This is a genomic window from Plantactinospora sonchi, assembly GCF_036422035.1.
GTDB lineage: Bacteria > Actinomycetota > Actinomycetes > Mycobacteriales > Micromonosporaceae > Plantactinospora > Plantactinospora sonchi.
Genome location: NZ_JAZGQK010000002.1, coordinates 85,997 through 101,529, shown reverse-complemented (window position 1 = coordinate 101,529; position 15,533 = coordinate 85,997). Strand labels below are relative to the sequence as shown.

General features: G+C 72.4%; 14 protein-coding genes. 8 read left to right on the top strand and 6 right to left on the bottom strand.

All coding sequences use genetic code 11. The features are described from left to right. Positions 1–5: 5 nt before the first annotated feature. A complete protein-coding gene (locus tag V1633_RS02640; protein WP_331212500.1) occupies positions 6–1,295 on the bottom strand; it encodes a M16 family metallopeptidase in 1,290 nt (429 codons plus the stop codon). Between the two features lie 353 nt (positions 1,296–1,648). Here V1633_RS02640 and V1633_RS02635 point away from each other — a divergent pair, with 353 nt between their 5' ends. From V1633_RS02635 to V1633_RS02625, 3 genes are all read left to right on the top strand, one after another. Continuing rightward, entirely contained in the window at positions 1,649–5,392 is a 3,744-nt protein-coding gene (locus tag V1633_RS02635) for a M12 family metallo-peptidase (protein WP_331212498.1), read from the top strand. Positions 5,393–5,732: 340 nt separating this feature from the next. Beyond that, positions 5,733–6,818 (top strand): 3-deoxy-7-phosphoheptulonate synthase, encoded by a 1,086-nt coding sequence (locus V1633_RS02630; protein ID WP_331212496.1) that lies wholly within the window; start codon positions 5,733–5,735, stop codon positions 6,816–6,818. Positions 6,819–6,962: 144 nt separating this feature from the next. After that, positions 6,963–9,440 carry a penicillin-binding protein gene (locus tag V1633_RS02625; RefSeq protein WP_331212495.1) on the top strand — a complete coding sequence of 826 codons (2,478 nt, stop codon included), beginning with the start codon at positions 6,963–6,965 and terminating at the stop codon, positions 9,438–9,440. A 350-nt stretch (positions 9,441–9,790) separates the two neighbouring features. Here V1633_RS02625 and V1633_RS02620 read toward each other — a convergent pair whose 3' ends face one another. Further along, on the bottom strand, positions 9,791–10,261 hold the full coding sequence (locus V1633_RS02620) for an amphi-Trp domain-containing protein (protein WP_331212494.1): 471 nt from the start codon (positions 10,259–10,261) through the stop codon (positions 9,791–9,793). A 162-nt stretch (positions 10,262–10,423) separates the two neighbouring features. Between V1633_RS02620 and V1633_RS02615 the strand changes: the two genes are divergently transcribed. Both V1633_RS02615 and V1633_RS02610 read left to right on the top strand, forming a co-directional pair. After that, complete coding sequence (locus V1633_RS02615) at positions 10,424–10,642, top strand: hypothetical protein (RefSeq protein WP_331212657.1); 219 nt, start codon at positions 10,424–10,426, stop codon at positions 10,640–10,642. A 47-nt stretch (positions 10,643–10,689) separates the two neighbouring features. Beyond that, entirely contained in the window at positions 10,690–10,884 is a 195-nt protein-coding gene (locus tag V1633_RS02610) for a hypothetical protein (protein WP_331212493.1), read from the top strand. 78 nt (positions 10,885–10,962) lie between these two features. On the opposite strand, the gene V1633_RS02605 is transcribed toward V1633_RS02610, so the two are convergent. The 3 genes from V1633_RS02605 to V1633_RS02595 all read right to left on the bottom strand — a co-directional run bounded on the left by V1633_RS02605 (position 10,963) and on the right by V1633_RS02595 (position 12,340). After that, on the bottom strand, positions 10,963–11,505 hold the full coding sequence (locus tag V1633_RS02605; RefSeq protein WP_331212492.1) for a DUF1360 domain-containing protein: 543 nt from the start codon (positions 11,503–11,505) through the stop codon (positions 10,963–10,965). Between the two features lie 122 nt (positions 11,506–11,627). Continuing rightward, positions 11,628–11,942: a hypothetical protein gene (locus V1633_RS02600; RefSeq protein ID WP_331212656.1), complete on the bottom strand. Its 315-nt coding sequence runs from the start codon at positions 11,940–11,942 to the stop codon at positions 11,628–11,630. 20 nt (positions 11,943–11,962) lie between these two features. Beyond that, a complete protein-coding gene (locus tag V1633_RS02595) occupies positions 11,963–12,340 on the bottom strand; it encodes a DUF6158 family protein (protein ID WP_331212491.1) in 378 nt (125 codons plus the stop codon). Between the two features lie 134 nt (positions 12,341–12,474). On the opposite strand from V1633_RS02595, the gene V1633_RS02590 reads away from it, so the two are divergent. The 3 genes from V1633_RS02590 (at position 12,475) to V1633_RS02580 (ending at position 14,541) form a co-directional block, all read left to right on the top strand. Then, positions 12,475–12,963 (top strand): hypothetical protein, encoded by a 489-nt coding sequence (locus V1633_RS02590; protein WP_331212490.1) that lies wholly within the window; start codon positions 12,475–12,477, stop codon positions 12,961–12,963. After that, entirely contained in the window at positions 12,948–13,283 is a 336-nt protein-coding gene (locus tag V1633_RS02585) for a DUF3817 domain-containing protein (protein WP_331212489.1), read from the top strand. Before V1633_RS02590 ends, V1633_RS02585 begins: the two co-directional genes overlap by 16 nt. A gap of 112 nt (positions 13,284–13,395) precedes the next feature. Further along, positions 13,396–14,541, top strand: a complete 1,146-nt coding sequence (locus tag V1633_RS02580) for a hypothetical protein (RefSeq protein ID WP_331212488.1) — start codon at positions 13,396–13,398, stop codon at positions 14,539–14,541. Between the two features lie 21 nt (positions 14,542–14,562). On the opposite strand, the gene V1633_RS02575 is transcribed toward V1633_RS02580, so the two are convergent. Beyond that, on the bottom strand, positions 14,563–15,105 hold the full coding sequence (locus tag V1633_RS02575; protein ID WP_331212487.1) for a DUF6232 family protein: 543 nt from the start codon (positions 15,103–15,105) through the stop codon (positions 14,563–14,565). Positions 15,106–15,533 lie beyond the last annotated feature (428 nt).

Genomic DNA, 15,533 nt, shown 5'->3' with positions numbered 1-15,533 from the left:
CTCGCTCACGCCTTCTCCTCCGGCAGGTAGGTCAGGGTCACCCGGTCGGCCTCGCCGAGCAGGTCCCGGGCCAGCCCGGTCACCTGGTCCGCGGTGACCGACAGCCAGCCGGCGAGCCGGTCCGCCGCCCGGGCCGGGTCACCGAGCTGGGTGGTGTGCCGGCCGAGGATGTCCGCGCGGCCGTCGACCGTGGCGAGCTGCCGCCACCACGCGGTGGTCAGCAGGGCCCGGGCCCGGTCGAGCTCGGCCTCGGTCACCCCGTCGGCCAGCCCGTCCAGCACCTCGACCAGGCCGGCCTCCAACTGCTCGGCGGTGACACCGTCGCGGGCGGTGGCGGAGACGATCAACGGGGCCGGCCCGTGTGCCAGGTCGACCCCGAACGCGGAGACACTGTCCGGCTGGGCCAGCCGGGCACCGTCGGCCAGCCGCTGGTAGAGCCGGCTGCCCCGGCCGCCGCCGAGCACCGTGGCCAGCACGGTCACCGCGTCGTAGCCGGGCTCGCCGAACGGGTGGGTGCGGTGCGCCAGGTAGACCCTGGGCGCCGGGACGTCGCCGGTGACGGTCTCCCGGGCCGGTACGCCGGTCGCCGGCACCACCCGGCCGTCCGGGGCCGGCGGGATGTCCGGCTGTGGGAGCAGCCGACCGAAGTACCGGTCGACCAGTGCGAGGACCTCGCTGGTGGAGGCGTCCCCGACCACCGTCAGGACGGCGTTGTTCGGGGCGTAGTACGTGGTGTGGAAGGCCTGGAAGGTCGCCAGGTCGGCGGCGTTCAGGTCGGCCATCGAGCCGATCGTCGGGTGGTGGTACGGGTGCCCGGCCGGATAGAGCAGCGGAAGGAGGCGCAGCCACGCGTCCCCGTACGGCACGTTCTCGTACCGCTGCCGCCGCTCGTTCTTGACCACCTCGCGCTGGTTGTCCAGCGTCTCCTGGGTCAGTGCCGGGACCAGCCCGCCCATCCGGTCGGCCTCCAGCCACAGCGCGAGGGCCAGGTGCTCCGACGGCAGGGTCTCGAAGTAGTTGGTCCGGTCCGGGTTGGTGGTCGCGTTCAGTGACCCGCCGGAGCCCTGGACGAGCTGCATGTGCTCGGTCTTCGCCACGTTGACCGAGCCCTCGAACATCAGGTGCTCGAACAGGTGGGCGAAGCCGGTCTGGCCGTCGGGCTCGTGCCGTGACCCGACGTCGTACCAGAGGTTGACCGCCACGACGGGCACGCTGCGGTCCTCGCTGACCACCACACGCAGGCCGTTGTCCAGCCGGGCGGTCTCGATCGGCCAGGGGTAACCGGTCTCGGGCATGACCACGACGCTATCCGATCGGAGCCCCGAACCGGGGGGCAACCATGCCGCGCGCGGCCGACCCGTCCCGGATACCGGGCCGGCCGGCTCCGTCGGTTGTCGCGTCCGCCGCCCGGACGTCGGGGCGCCGGGATCCCGCCACCCGGACCGTTGGGGGACCACAGTGGTCGCTCGGCACCCGTCGACGCGGAGCCCGTCGGAGCCGTGGCGACGGATCCGACCGCGCGGAGGGTGGCCCGCCGACCCGCCGGCCCCTAGGGTCCTGATCAACCCCCGAAGTCGATCGACGGCCGGGCCGGGTGGCGACCGCCGCCCGGGCCGCCGACGGTCGGCGCAGTTGCAAGGAGACGACCTTGACGACCCCCTCGTTACCCGCCTCCCGCCACGGGCGGGCGGTGGTCGGGCGACGCCCGGCCGCCCGCCTCACCGGGGCGCGGCGACGGCTGGCCACCCTGACCGCGATCACCCTCGCGGCCGGCCTGCTGCCGGTGCTGGCCGGCACCACGCCCGCCGCCGCCGCACCGGCGCGGCCGACGAACCCGTGGACGGCGCTGGGTACCTCGGCCACCGCCCGGGTCCCCGGACCGACCGACGTCCGGGTCGACCGGTACGCCGGCTTCACGCTGGACCGGGCGGCCTTCGGGACCACCCTGGAGTCCGCACCCGCCGAGCGGACCACCGCCGCCCGGACCCGACCGCTGGTGGTCCCGCTGCCCACCCCCGAGGGGACGTTCCAACGCTTCGAACTGGTCGACTCGCCGGTGATGGAGGCCGGCCTCGCCGCCCGGCACCCGGAGATCAGGACGTACGCCGGTCGTGGTCTGGACGATCCGACCGCGACGGTCCGGGCGGACCTCACCCCGCTCGGCTTCCACGCCTCCGTCCGCTCCTCCGACGGCGTCTGGTACGTCGACCCGTACAGCCGCACCGACCAGGAGCGGTACGCCAGCTACTACGTGCACGACACCGCCCACCCGGAGGACGTCTTCGTCGAGCGGGAGGACGTGGCGCACACCGCCGAGGAACTCGCCGACGACATCCCGGCCGCCGCCACCGGGGCCGAGGTACGGCTGCGCACGTACCGGCTGGCTCTGGTGACGGACCCCTCGTACGCCACGTTCTTCGGCCCGGAGAACGTCACGGCAGCGAAGGTGACGCTGGTCAACCGGGTCAACCAGATCTACGAGGACGAGACCGCGATCCGACTGGTGCTGGTCGACGCCACCGAGAAGACCAACCTGAACACCCCGGCCGAGGCGACCGGGCCGAACGGGCCGTGCGGCGCCGCGCCCTGCTACACCCCGGCCCAGCTCACCTCCTGCGGCAGCAGCACGCTGAGTCGCAACGGGATCGTGCTCGGCCAACTGGTCGGCGCCGGCAACTACGACGTCGGGCACATCGGACTCGGGGTCAACGGCGGCGGCGTCGCCGGGCTCGGCGTGGTCGGCGGGGCGAACAAGGCCCGGGGCTGCACCGGCCTGCCGACCCCGGTCGGTGACTACTTCGCGGTCGACTACGTCGCGCACGAGATCGGGCACCAGTTCGCCGGCAACCACACCTTCAACGGCACCCAGTGGAACTGCTCCGGCGGCAACCGCAGCGCGGCGAGCTCGTACGAGCCGGGCAGCGGATCGTCGATCATGGCGTACGCCGGCATCTGCCAGCAGGACAACCTGCAGCCGCACAGCGACCCGTACTGGTCACAGCGGAGCTACACCGAGATCACCACGTACGTCGGTTCGGAACGGCCGGCGGTCAACGAGGTGCAGAACGTCGGACTGCGCGGCTTCGACACCGACGGGCAGAGCTTCCGGATCGGCTTCCGGGGCCAGTCCTCGGCGCCGATCATCCGGGGCGGGAACTACACCCTGGCCGAGTTGAGGTCCGCGATCGAGAAGATCCCGGGCTGGCCGGCCGGCGCCACGGTCGGGATCACCGGCTTCGGCGGGGCGACCACGTTGGACGACAGCGGCTTCCAGGTCACCTTCGGCGGCACCCTCGCCGGCACCAACGTCGAGGCGCTCGTGCTCGCCGCCGACAGCGGATTCAGTGGCCCGGTCGGTCTGGTCGGCGAGACGGTCAAGGGCGGTGCGATCGACAACCAGGGCTGGCGGGTCGAGCAGACCGGCAACCACGCACCGGTGGTCACCGCCCCGCAGGCGTACACCGTCCCGGTCCGTACGCCGTTCGCGCTGACCGGCAGCGCGACCGACGCGGACGGCGACACCGTCACCTACCTGTGGGAGCAGAACGACCGGGGCGGGAGCAGCGGCAGCACCGCCGGCACCGCGCTGGTGAACAACACGAAGACCAACGGGCCGCTGTTCCGGCAGTTCGGCACGGCGGCGGTCGTCGGCCCCGACGCGGCCCTCAAGTACCACTCGCCGGGGCTGAACACGGTCACCACCAACCCGACCCGGGTCTTCCCGGACCTCGCCCAGATCGTCGCCAACAACACCAACGTGGCCACCGGCAGTTGTCCGGCCGCGCCGCCGGTCCCGCCCAGCGGTGGGGCGTCGAACGTGCCGCCGGAGATCGTCGACTGCTACTCGGAGTTCCTGCCCACCGCCGACTGGGTCGGCTTCACCGGCGACCGGACCCTGCACTTCCGGCTCACCGCCCGGGACGGTCACCCGGGGGCCGGCGGCATCGGCAGCGCCGACACCGCGTTGACCCTGGCCCCGGACGCCGGACCGTTCCTGGTCACCGCCCCGGGCGCGGCCGGCACCGTGCCCGGCGGCTCCCCGCTGCCGGTGGCCTGGGACGTCGCCGGCACCGACGTGGCCCCGGTCGGCACCACCGAGGTGAAGATCTCGCTCTCCGTCGACGGTGGCGCCACCTTCCCGTACGTCCTGGCGGAACGGACCGCCAACGACGGCGCCGAGACGGTGACCCTGCCGAACGTCGGCGCCAAGTCGGCCCGGATCAGGGTCGAGGCGGTCGGCAACGTCTTCTTCGACCTCAGCGACGTCGACTTCGCGCTCCGGGCCACCCCGGAGGTGACGGTCGACGTGCCGACGCAGGGGGTGACGGTCCAGTACAGCGACCCAATCCAACCCGAGGTGTACGTGCGTGCGACCGATCCGGACGGCACCGGTGCCGCCCTGGCGGCGACCGCGACCGGGTTGCCGGCCGGGTTGAGCCTGCGGGCCAAGGCCCCGGCCGACGAGGAGACCACGCCGGGAACCCGGAGCTGGGTGGTGGTCGGGAACACCTCGGCCGCCCCGGGCGAGTACCCGGTGGCGGTGACCGTGACCGACGCCGACGGCCAGACCGGACGCGCCGGGTTCGTCGTCCGGGTCACCCCGGAGACCGCCGAGGCGACCTACACCGGGGACAGCCTGGCGTACGCCGGTCGCGGCGGCGGCACGACGGTGCTGCTCCGGGCGACCGTACGGGAGACCGGGCCGGCCGGCGCCGACCCGTTCCCGGGTGACGTGCGGACCGCGACGGTGACCTTCCGCACTGCCGCCGGCCCGCTCTGCACCGGCCCGGTGACGCTGCTCGGCACCGGTACCGCCGGCTCGGCGAGCTGCACCGCGACCCTGCCGAGCGGAGCCCGGGACGTCACGGTCACGGTCGGCGGCCGGTACGCCGGCACCGCCGCCGCCCCGGTCGAGGTGCTGCGTCCGGAGAACCGGGTGGTGATCGGCTCCGGCGAACTGGCCCCGACCCGCTCGGCGGGGGCGTACCCGGCCGATCCCGGGTCCCGGGTCGACGTCACCCTGCTACTGGCCCAGACCCGGATCGGGGTCGACGCCGGCCTGGCTGACGTCAGGTTCCGCTCCGGCGGCCGCAGGTACGAGCTGCGGAGCACCGGCGTCGAGTCGTTCGGCGCCCGGCGGGTCGCCGGTGCCGACCGGATCGACCTGCGGGCCGGCGCCACCCTGGTCGACGTCACCGACGCCCGGCGTCCGGTGACCGTCGCCACCGGGCTGACCCTGCACGTCACCGGCACCGATCGGGGCCTGCTCACCGGTCGGGACAGCCTCGCGGTCACCGTCCTCGACGGCGACCGGCTGCTCTTCTCCACCGACTGGACCGGCCTGCGGACCGGGGAACTGAACCTCTCCGCCGGCACCGTTCTCGTCCTGTGAGATGAAAGGAAGGGCCCCTTCTTATCGCTTTTTGTATAGGAGGGGGCCCTTCCTAACAGCTCGGGGGCCCCGCCCACCCTTCCGGATCCGGCACCGTCCGGTGGCACTCCGCCGCCACCGCCGCCATTCATCGGGTATGGTTCACCGCGTGATGCGGTCCTATCGATGGTTTAGTCAGCCGGCTCCGGAGCCGGTGACTCAGCCATGACCTGACGTCACCAAGATCCAGCAGAGCCGGCTGAAGCAGGGACATTCGTCCCTGCTTTTTCCATGTGAGCAGCCGGCTCGGCTCCCGGGCGCCGGCCCCGGGGCGGGGAGGTCGGCGGAGGAGACTGTCGAGATGACCACCACCGGAATGAGCCGGGTCAGCGACCAGCGGATCGACCGGATCGTGCCGCTGACCACACCGGCGCTGCTGCACCACGAACTGCCGCTGGACGAGAAACTGGCCGCCGCCGTGCTGGACGGACGACGATCCGTCGGCCGGGTGCTGGACCGCGAGGATGATCGACTTCTCGTCGTGGTCGGTCCCTGCTCGGTGCACGACCCGGCCGCCGCGCTGGAGTACGCCCACCTGCTGCGGGACGCGGCCGCCCGGCACGCCGACGACCTGCTGGTGGTGATGCGGGTCTACTTCGAGAAGCCGCGCTCGACCGTCGGCTGGAAGGGCCTGATCAACGATCCCGGGCTGGACGGTTCCGGGGACGTCAACGCCGGTCTGCGGGCCGCCCGCGCGCTGCTGCTGGACGTGCTCCGGCTCGGGCTGCCGGTCGGCTGCGAGTTCCTCGACCCGATCACCCCGCAGTACATCGCCGACACCGTGGCCTGGGGCGCGATCGGCGCCCGTACGGTGGAGAGCCAGGTCCACCGGCAGCTCTCCTCCGGGCTCTCCATGCCGATCGGGATGAAGAACCGCCCCGACGGCAGCGTGGGTACCGCGGTCGACGCGATCCGGGCGGCCGGGGTGCCGCACGTCTTCCCGGGCATCGACGTCTCCGGGGCGCCGGCGATCCTGCACACCCGGGGCAACGCCGACTGCCACCTGGTGCTGCGCGGCGGCCGGGGCGAGCCGAACTACGACGCCGAGTCGGTGGCCGACTCGCTGGCACTGCTGCGCGCGGCCGGGCTGCCGGAACGCCTGGTGATCGACGCGAGCCACGACAACAGCGGCAAGGACCACCGCCGTCAGCCGGTGGTGGCCGCGGAGGTGGGCCGGCAGATGGCGGACGGGCAGCGGGGCATCGTCGGGGTGATGTTGGAGTCGTTCCTGGTACCGGGCCGGCAGGACCTCGACCCGACCTGTCCGCTGGTGTACGGGCAGTCGATCACCGATGCCTGCCTCGGCTGGCCGGAGACCGAGCAGGTGCTGGCGGATCTGGCGACCGCCGTCCGGGCCCGGCGGGCGACGGCCCCGGCCGGAGTGTGACGTAGCAGTCATTTCCGCTTCGTTCCGCCGCGCAACCGTGTGGTCGGGGGCGGCGTCTGGATCAATAGGGCGAAAGACGCGCGTACGGTTGTGCTCGCGCGCCGAGCGCCCGTCCGCGACGTGTCCGCCCCCACCCAGAGGTTGATGATGCTCCGTCTTCGCCGACTCCGTCTGTTCCGAGGTCGTCTGAACCGGCCCGCCGTGCTGCTGTTCTGCTCGCTGCTCGCCGGGTTGGTGGTGGCCGGGGCGGCGTTTCCGGCGGTGGCGATGTCGGGGCTGGCGGCGAAGGCCGGTGCCGAGTCGTTCGAGGACCTGCCGGCCGAGTTGACGGTGCCGCAGGTCCCCGAAGCGACCCAGGCGTACGCCGCCGACGGGAAGACCCTGCTGGCGACCTTCTTCGACGAGAACCGCCAGGACGTCCCGTTGGACCAGATCTCCCCGGCGATGCGCAAGGCGATGGTGGCGGCCGAGGATCACGCCTTCTACCACCACAACGGGGTGGACCTGAAGGGCTTCCTGCGGGCGCTGGTCTCCAACGGCACCGGCGGGTCGAAGCAGGGCGCCTCGACGCTGACCATGCAGCTGGTCCGGATGTCGCTGGTCTACGGCGCGACCGATCCGAACGACGTGGTGGCGGCGAGCGAGGACACCACCGGCCGGAAGCTGCGGGAGATGCGGCAGGCGGCGGCGCTGGAGAAGAAGCTCAGCAAGGACCAGATCCTGGAGCGCTACCTGAACATGGCGCCGTTCGGTCACGGCACCTACGGGGTGGCCGCGGCGAGCCGCTTCTACTTCGGCAAGGAGCCCCGGGACCTGACCGTGCCGGAGGCCGCGATGATCGCCGGGCTGGTCAAGTCGCCGAGCTTCTACGACGCCCTGGACACCAAGGGGCAGGGTTACCAGCAGACGGTGGACCGCCGGAACTGGGTGCTCGGCCAGATGCGGGAGACCGGAGCGATCACCCCGGCGGAGGAGACGGCGGCGCTCGCCGTACCGCTGAAGGTGAAGGGCAAGACGCCGACGAACGGCTGCACCAGTGCGGTACACAACGACTGGGGTTTCTTCTGCGACTACCTCTCCCGGTGGTGGATGAGCCAGGAGGCGTTCGGCAACACCTCGTACGACCGGGAGCGGCAGCTCAAGGGAGGCGGCTACCGGATCGTCACCACGCTCGACCCGGCGGTGCAGAAGGCCGCGCACAAGAACGTGGAGCAGTACCTGCCGACCGGGGAGCAGGACGCGCTGATGGTCGCGGCGGTCGAACCGGGCACCGGCCGGGTACGCGCGCTGGCCGCGAACCGGACGTTCGGGCTGGACGACCCGGCGAAGCCGAAGAACCCGATCTCCAGCAACCCGGCCCAGGCCCGGGACGACATCCGGGCCACCTATCCGCGTACGACGAACCCGCTGCTCACCGGCGGTGGCGACATCACCGGCTACCAGGCCGGCTCGACCTTCAAGGTCTTCACCATGGTCGCCGCGTTGGAGGCGGGTTACCCGCTCAGCTACCAGATCAACGCGCCGAACCGGTACCCGTCGAAGTACACCACGGCGGCCGGCACCGAGTCCGCCTGCCCCGGCACCGAGCGGTGGTGCCCCAGCAACGACAACGCCGGCATGGCCGGGCTGCACGACATGTGGAGCGCGTTCGGACGGTCGGTGAACACGTACTTCGTGCCGTTGGAGGAGCGGGTCGGGGCGGGCAAGGTGGTCGACGCCGCCAAGCGGCTCGGCATCAAGTTCCGCGCCGGGAACGACGCGGACATGGCGAAGGACGAGAGTTCGGCCGACGGCTGGGGCTCGTTCACCCTCGGCGTCTCGGCGACCACCCCGCTCGACCTCGCGAACGCGTACGCCACGCTGGCCGCGGACGGCAAGCACTGTGAGCCGATTCCGGTGCAGGAGGTCCGGGACCACTCCGGCAAGCTCCTGGACGTGGCGAAGCCCCGCTGCGACCAGGCGGTGGACTCCGGGATCGCCCGGGCGGCCATCGACGCGGCCCGCTGCCCGGTCGGCGACCAGTCGGCGTACGGTCGGTGCTCCGGCGCGACCGCCACGGTGGTGCACCAGGTGGTCGGCCACCCGGTGGCCGGCAAGACCGGTACCACGGACAGCGACCGGACCGCGTCGCTGGTGGCCACCACCACCTCGCTGAGCGTCGCCGGCATCCTGGCCAACCCGGACTGGCCGGAGACCACCGAGAACATGAACCACAACATCGTCAACCCGGCCGTCTACGAGACGCTGGCGGACGCGATGAAGGGCAAGCCGAAGAAGGACTTCCCGAAGCCGGACGGTGCGCTGGTGAACGGGGAGCAGCGGTCGGTACCCTCGGTCGCCTGCCGCTCGGTCGACGAGGCCACCAACACGTTGCGCAACGCCGGCTTCCGGGTCGAGGTCGACGACAACCGGGTCGACTCGTCCTGCCCGGCGGGTACGGTCGCCCGTACCGATCCGGACGGCAGGACCGTCTCTGGCGGCCTGGTGATGCTGCGGATCAGCAACGGCCAGGGCCAGTCGGGCGGGCGGAACGATCACTCCCCCGGCGGCAACGGCGACGGTGGACCGCGCAACGGCGACGGCGGGCCCCCGGCGGACGTACCGCCGGGCGGCCGGCGGTGAGCCGGCAGCGACGGTGACGGGTGCCGGCGTGCGGTTGTCGCGCCGGTCCTGACGCTCCGACCCCGGCCCGGTCCGCCCGGGTACGCCGGCCGCGAATGCGTTGCGCCGCCCATGGCATGCCATGGGCGGCGCGGGTGTCGGTGTGCAGGTCGCCTCTCGGCGAGTGGCACGACGCGGCTCCAGCCGAACGGTATTCCGCGAGGGCAATAGGGTGAGGCCCGGGGACACTGGTCACACCGACAGTTCGTACAACCGCGGACCCGGGCCCGGTGTTCCGGCCTCCACCGTGGCGCGGGTCACCGTCGCCGGACCGGTCCGCACCTCACCCCGACCAGGTTCACCCGCCCTGGTCAGGCCGGCTTGTCGGCGGCCTCCGGGGCCTTGACCGGCGCCGTGGCGGACCCGTCGGCGTCCGGCTTCTCGCCGTCCGCCGGCGCCGGTTTCTCGCCGCCCGCCTCCGGCGTGCCGGCCCCCTCGTCGCCGCTCGCCCCGTCCTCGGCCGACCCGTCCTCGCTGTCGGACCCGTCCTCGCTGTCCGAGGCGTCCTCGCTGTCCGACTCTTCGTCCTCGTCGTCCTCGTCCGCCGTGGCGGCCGGCTCGACGCTGGTCCAGGTGAACTCGATCTCGACCGAGATCTCGGTGTCGCTCTCGCGCTCGATCTCCAGCTCGCACTCGACCTGGTCGGCCACCGCGATCCGGCCCGCGGCACCGTAGAAGATCTGCCCGCCGGACTCGAGCTGGTCGGCGAACTGACGCAGCCAGGCGGCCAGGTCGGCCCGGGACACCGTACGGGAGTCGTTGTAGATTTCCATGCCCGCCATGCTCGCATTCCACTGAGGACGGAACGCGAACGGGTCCAGGGCCCCACGTCCACCCCTCCGGAGCGCCGATCCGACCGAAACCGGCGGGTCGATCTCGCGGAAACCGGTGGGTCGGCGTTGGCCGGAGCCGACGTGTTGTTTGGCCGATTCTCCGTCGGGTAGCTGATCCCCGTGACCGACGAGACAACCAGTGCCGAACTCGACGCCCTGCTCGACGATCTCTATTCCGGCCAGGAACGGATCACCCAGTCCGAGATCCAGCGCCGGGCGGTCGCCGCGGAGGTACCAGCCGAACTGCTGACCCGGATCATCGCGCTGCCGGAGGGCGAGTACTCCGTCGACGAGGTGGCCGACCTGCTCGGCGGCACCACCACCCGTTGAGTACGACCCGTACGCGCCCCCGACCGACACCTGTGACAGGAGTTCCGATGACCGAGCACCACGAGTCGGACCAGCACCAGCGGGCTCCGCTCGGCCAGGCCCCCGACGCCAGCGAGCCGGAGAGCGAACCGGACTTCGCGGCCGAGCACGACAAGACGGCGGTACAGACCGAGATCATCACCAACGACGACAACGACCGTGAACCGGAGTCCCCACGGGGCTGGGCCGGCATGCAACGCTGAGCGCCCCGATCCGACCGCAGCACGCCGAGCGGCGCCCCGGCGGGGCGCCGCTCACGCATGCACGGGTCCGGGCTGCCGTCAGGAGCCGACCTCCGGCTCCGCCCGGGGCTTCTCCGCCGCCTGCTGGACGATGGCGTACCCCATCTGCAGGAAGTCGGAGGCGGCGACGGCGGTGAACGCGGTCGCCACCAGCCGGGTCAGCCGGGGAGCCAGGACGAGCCCGCCGGCCAGCCCGGTGGCCACCCACACCGCCAGGCAGAACGGACAACTGAGCAGTTCACCGACGGCGTGCCGGGTGGAGCTGCCCTGGTCGCGTACCTGCTCCATCACCTCACCGCTGCCGATCGGCCGGTCGTACCGGGTGAAGGGGGCGCGCAGCGGGCTGGTCACCGCGTCCTTGGAGAGCAGCCGGCTGAGCTTGTGGGTGGCGATCGACAGCAGTACGACGTCGGCCGTGGTCGGCCGTTCCGGTACGCGGCGTCCGGTCGTCTTCGCCGCGATGCCGAGCGCCGCCGCCACTCCGGCGTACGTACCCATCGCCGCGAGATAACCGCCCAGTGGGCGGTGCTCGTGCGGTGCGTACGCCTTGCGCAACCGCGCCACCCTGTCCCGTACGTTCATGCCTCTCCGCTCCGCGCGTGCCCTGTTGTCTGGTCCTGCCGGTCCGTCGGTGGTCGAGGGGTTCCCGGGTTGAGGTGCGCCAGCCCACGGGGCGGTGTGCTCGGCCCGGCGACCGGGCGACCTCAACCCGCGGTCAGGTTGTCCGCCACCTCGCGGGCCAGGCTCGCCAGTGACTCGTCGGCGATCTCGCGCAGCCGCTGCTCCGGGGGGTCGGCGTCGAGCGCCAGCCGGACGTTGGCTCCGCCGGCGTCGACCGAGGCGACCTCCAGCTGGGCGGACCAGGCCGGAGAGCCGGCCGTCCGCCACCGGGCCCGGAGGTCCGTCGGCTCCGTCTCCGGCCCCTGGCTGCTGTCGCCGCGCAACGGCTCCGGCAGCCAGGCCGAGACCCGGTCGGGGTCGGTCGCGGTGTTGAAGACGACCTCCGGCGGCGCCGACATCCCGCGTTCGGCGTGCACCGTCACCAGGAGCCGTCCCGCAGTCGGTTCGGGTCGACCTCCCGGCCCGGGTGCCGGGTCAGGTACTCGGTCTCCAGTTCCGCGGTACGCCGCAGGTGGTGGCCGAGCGCGGTGTCGGCGGCGTGTCGGAGCGTGTCGAGCCGGGTCCGGTGCAGGCTCTGCAGCTCGCGGATCAGGTCCTCGTCGCTCAGTTCGACCGGGTCGATGCCGAGCGGCTCCTCCTCGGCGGCGGCGAAGTCGCTCGCCGTGCCGCCGTACCGGACGGGGTCGCCGTCCCACTCGCCGAGCCGTTGCTCCGGACTCGCTTCGGTCGGCAGCCCGCTGCCGGCCGGGGAGAACTCGTCGTGGCGTAACCCGCCGTGGCTTACTGATTCGGTCATCGTCGCCCCCGATCAGCTCGTTTGGGTTGACGACTAGACGGTTGCCCAAACCGGGTGGCGCCAAACCCGTTCGGGTCCGCCGACACTACGACGGCGTGTCGGAGAAGGACCCCGCCGCCCGGTACGCTCAGGGCATGAGACGGCTGTGGACACCGGCGTGGATCGTGCGCCACGTGCTCACCGTCGTGATGGTGGTCGGCTTTCTCGCACTCGGCTGGTGGCAGATCAGCCGGGCGATCGCGGGCAACACCCTGAGCTGGGCTTACGCGGTCGAGTGGCCGATCTTCGCCGGGTTCCTGATCTTTCTCTGGGTACGTGAGGTCCGGTACACCCTGCACGGTGACCGGACCACGGCGAGCGGACCGGACGGCACCGCCGCCGGGCCGGAGGTCGTGGCGACCCGCACGGCGACGGCCGATCCGACGCCGTCGACCGGGATCCGTCGACCGGTGCGCGCGACCCGGCGCCGGCTGGCCGGCGACGGCGGGGACGACCCGGCGCTGGCCGAATACAACCACTATCTGGCCTGGCTGAACGCCAACCCCGGGGCGCGGCCCGCCGACTACCCCGGCTATCCCGGCCCGGCCGGCAGCAGGAAGGACACATCGTGGGCGCAGCCCTGACCCGCTACCGCGTGGTCGCCAACGTCGTCGGCGTGGTGCTGATCGTGCTTGTCGTGATCGGCATGCCGCTGAAGTACCTGGGGAACGATCCGGTGGTCGTCGAGACCGTCGGCCCCGCCCACGGCTTCCTCTACATGGTCCTGCTGGTGACCGCGTTCGACCTGGGCCGCCGGGCCCGCTGGTCGCTGGGCCGGATGGTGCTGGTGATGCTGGCCGGCACGGTGCCGTTCGTATCCATCTACGCCGAGCGCAAGGTGGCCCGCCAGGTACGCGAGCAGGTGCGTCGCCCGGAGCCGGAGCCGGAGCCGGTGGCGCGCTGACCGTACCCGGAGGGACCACCGGGACGGCTCGCCTGTGCGATCATGACGCCCTCCCCGTCGTGATCGTCACCCCTGGGCGCGACCGCGCGGTCGCGTCGAACTGGAGAAGCTCGTGAGTTGGCAGCCTCCACCGGTCGGTTCTCCGCACCACAGCCCGGCTCCCGGTCCCGCGCGACCGCCGACGTCGAACTGGGGCGGGACGCCGGCAGCCACCGCCTCCTGGCCCGAGCCGGCCCCCTCCCCGCCAGCGGGGACGCCGCAGGATCCGGCCCGCCCGGGCTGGTTCCGGCAGCGCTGGAGCCTGCTGCTCGCCCTGCTGTTCGGCCTCGGTCTGCTGGCCGGATCGTTCGCGGCACCATGGCTGGAGGTGGAGCTGCTCGTCGCCGTCGGACGGTCCGGCCCGATCCAGAGCGGGACGACAGCACATTTCTTCCACGAGGTGGGTGTCTGGGGCTACGCCTACCTGCTGGTGACCGTACCGCTGGTCGTGCTGACCATCATCGCGGTGCTGCTCGCCGGGTCCGCGTGGCGCCGGTGGACGGGCGTCGCGGCGGCCGCGTTGACGCTGCCCGCGATCGCCGTCATCGCCGTCGCGAACGCCAGGGTGAACCCGAACGGCGACGAACAGCTCGCCCAGCTCGCCGCTCTCGTCCGCAACGCCAGCGCGACCGGTGGCGAGGTGGCGTACCACGGCGCGACCGACGGGCTGAACTTCGCCCTGCTCGGCCTCCTCGTCCTCGGCGCGGTCGCGGTGGCCGCCGCCTGGCCCGGCGCCGGCCGGTTCACGACGGCGGTCGTCGGCACCGCCTTCGTGGCGCTCGGGGTCACGATGCCCTGGTCGACGGCGCGCGGCATCACCCCGGACTCCGTCGAGACGCGCAGCGTCGGCTGGCCCGCCTTCGGCGGCCTCGCCACCCTCGTCGTGGTCGGCGCCGTGGTGCTGACCGGCCTGGTGTGGTTCGCGGCGCTGCGCCGGTCGACGGCCTGGCGGCTTCCGCTGCTGCTGCTGAGCCTCGCCGTGGCGGCGGTGACCGCGATCGTGCCCGACCTGTTCCCCCTCGGTGGGGCGGCCTGGATGCCGGCCGTCGAGCGGGAGGGTTACCTCGACGTGGACGACACCGTCCGGGCGGCCGGTGAACTCATCCAGGCGGCTCCACTGGTGCTCGGCACCGCCGCCGTGCTCAGCTGGCGGGCGGCCCGACGACGTGCCACGTACGCCAACCGGCAGCGCTCGGGAGCCGCCGAACCGTCCCGGTGACCGGGCCGGGCCAGCCGGTCCTCAGCCCATCGGCTCGTACGGCGACTCCGAGGCCGGCGGGTAGGCCAGCCCGCCGAGCCGGGCCGTCTCCCGGGCCCGGATCAGTGCCCGGGTCACCTGTCCGAACTCCCGTTCCTGGTCGGAGCTGAAGAGCAGGACCACCGAACCTCGGTACCGCCCCCACAACTCGTAGGCGGGAGGTCGCCACCGGTGGCCCGCCGCCGCGAGCCCGACCGGCAGGAACGCCGCGAGGCCGAGCCCGGCGTACGCGGCCGGGGGCAGCTGGTAGAGGTCACCGGTGTAGCCGAGCGCGACGCCGATGCCGACCAGCACCGCGACGGTGGTCAGTACGGCACGCAGCGTCAACCGGTCGTGCGGGCCGCGGGCGGTCTGCAGGTGGGTGAGCTCGGCGATCGGGAACCGTCGTCCGCCGACCAGGAACGACTCGCTGGTGACCCGGACACCGGGCTGGTGGTAGAGGTCGAGGGAGGTACGCGGTACGGCGATCGCGGGGACGTCGAACTGGGCGTCCGGTGGGCGGCTGGTGGGGCGGGTCGGCTCCATTCTTGCCTCCAACTGCTCCTGAGGCTTGCTGGTGCGACTGGTCCGGAGCGGGTTCCGGCACTGGCCAGGTACCGGTGGCGACATCAACACCTATGTTCTGTCCGCTACCGACAGCTCCCCCGAGGCTGCTCCCATTGTGCGGAGGGTGCGCCAGTGCAGGGCCGCCGGGCAACCGGCACCCTGCCGGTTCTTCTGCCGCCGACGGCCGGAATGCTTCTTCCCTGATATGTCTTGCCCGGGTTTGACCACTGTCGACCGACAATGCCATCCGCAAACACCGACCAAAGGGGCGAAAGCTCAGATCAGGCGCGGCCACTCCCGCAGCACCGCCGCGATTCACGTTTCGGCCTGAGTCGCATACGGACAGCGATCACGACATTCGCCTTATCCCTCGCCACTGCCACAGATCGCCCGCTCACCACTGTCGG

What these genes read in the sequence shown, in the direction of transcription:
- V1633_RS02575 (WP_331212487.1), bottom strand. Translation starts at nt 15,105, where the DNA reads ATGGAGCCGACCCGCCCCACCAGCCGCCCACCGGACGCCCAGTTCGAC.
- V1633_RS02590 (WP_331212490.1), top strand. Translation starts at nt 12,475, where the DNA reads ATGAGACGGCTGTGGACACCGGCGTGGATCGTGCGCCACGTGCTCACC.
- V1633_RS02605 (WP_331212492.1), bottom strand. Translation starts at nt 11,505, where the DNA reads ATGAACGTACGGGACAGGGTGGCGCGGTTGCGCAAGGCGTACGCACCG.
- V1633_RS02640 (WP_331212500.1), bottom strand. Translation starts at nt 1,295, where the DNA reads ATGCCCGAGACCGGTTACCCCTGGCCGATCGAGACCGCCCGGCTGGAC.
- V1633_RS02610 (WP_331212493.1), top strand. Translation starts at nt 10,690, where the DNA reads ATGACCGAGCACCACGAGTCGGACCAGCACCAGCGGGCTCCGCTCGGC.
- V1633_RS02600 (WP_331212656.1), bottom strand. Translation starts at nt 11,942, where the DNA reads ATGTCGGCGCCGCCGGAGGTCGTCTTCAACACCGCGACCGACCCCGAC.
- V1633_RS02620 (WP_331212494.1), bottom strand. Translation starts at nt 10,261, where the DNA reads ATGGCGGGCATGGAAATCTACAACGACTCCCGTACGGTGTCCCGGGCC.
- V1633_RS02625 (WP_331212495.1), top strand. Translation starts at nt 6,963, where the DNA reads ATGATGCTCCGTCTTCGCCGACTCCGTCTGTTCCGAGGTCGTCTGAAC.
- V1633_RS02595 (WP_331212491.1), bottom strand. Translation starts at nt 12,340, where the DNA reads ATGACCGAATCAGTAAGCCACGGCGGGTTACGCCACGACGAGTTCTCC.
- V1633_RS02630 (WP_331212496.1), top strand. Translation starts at nt 5,733, where the DNA reads ATGACCACCACCGGAATGAGCCGGGTCAGCGACCAGCGGATCGACCGG.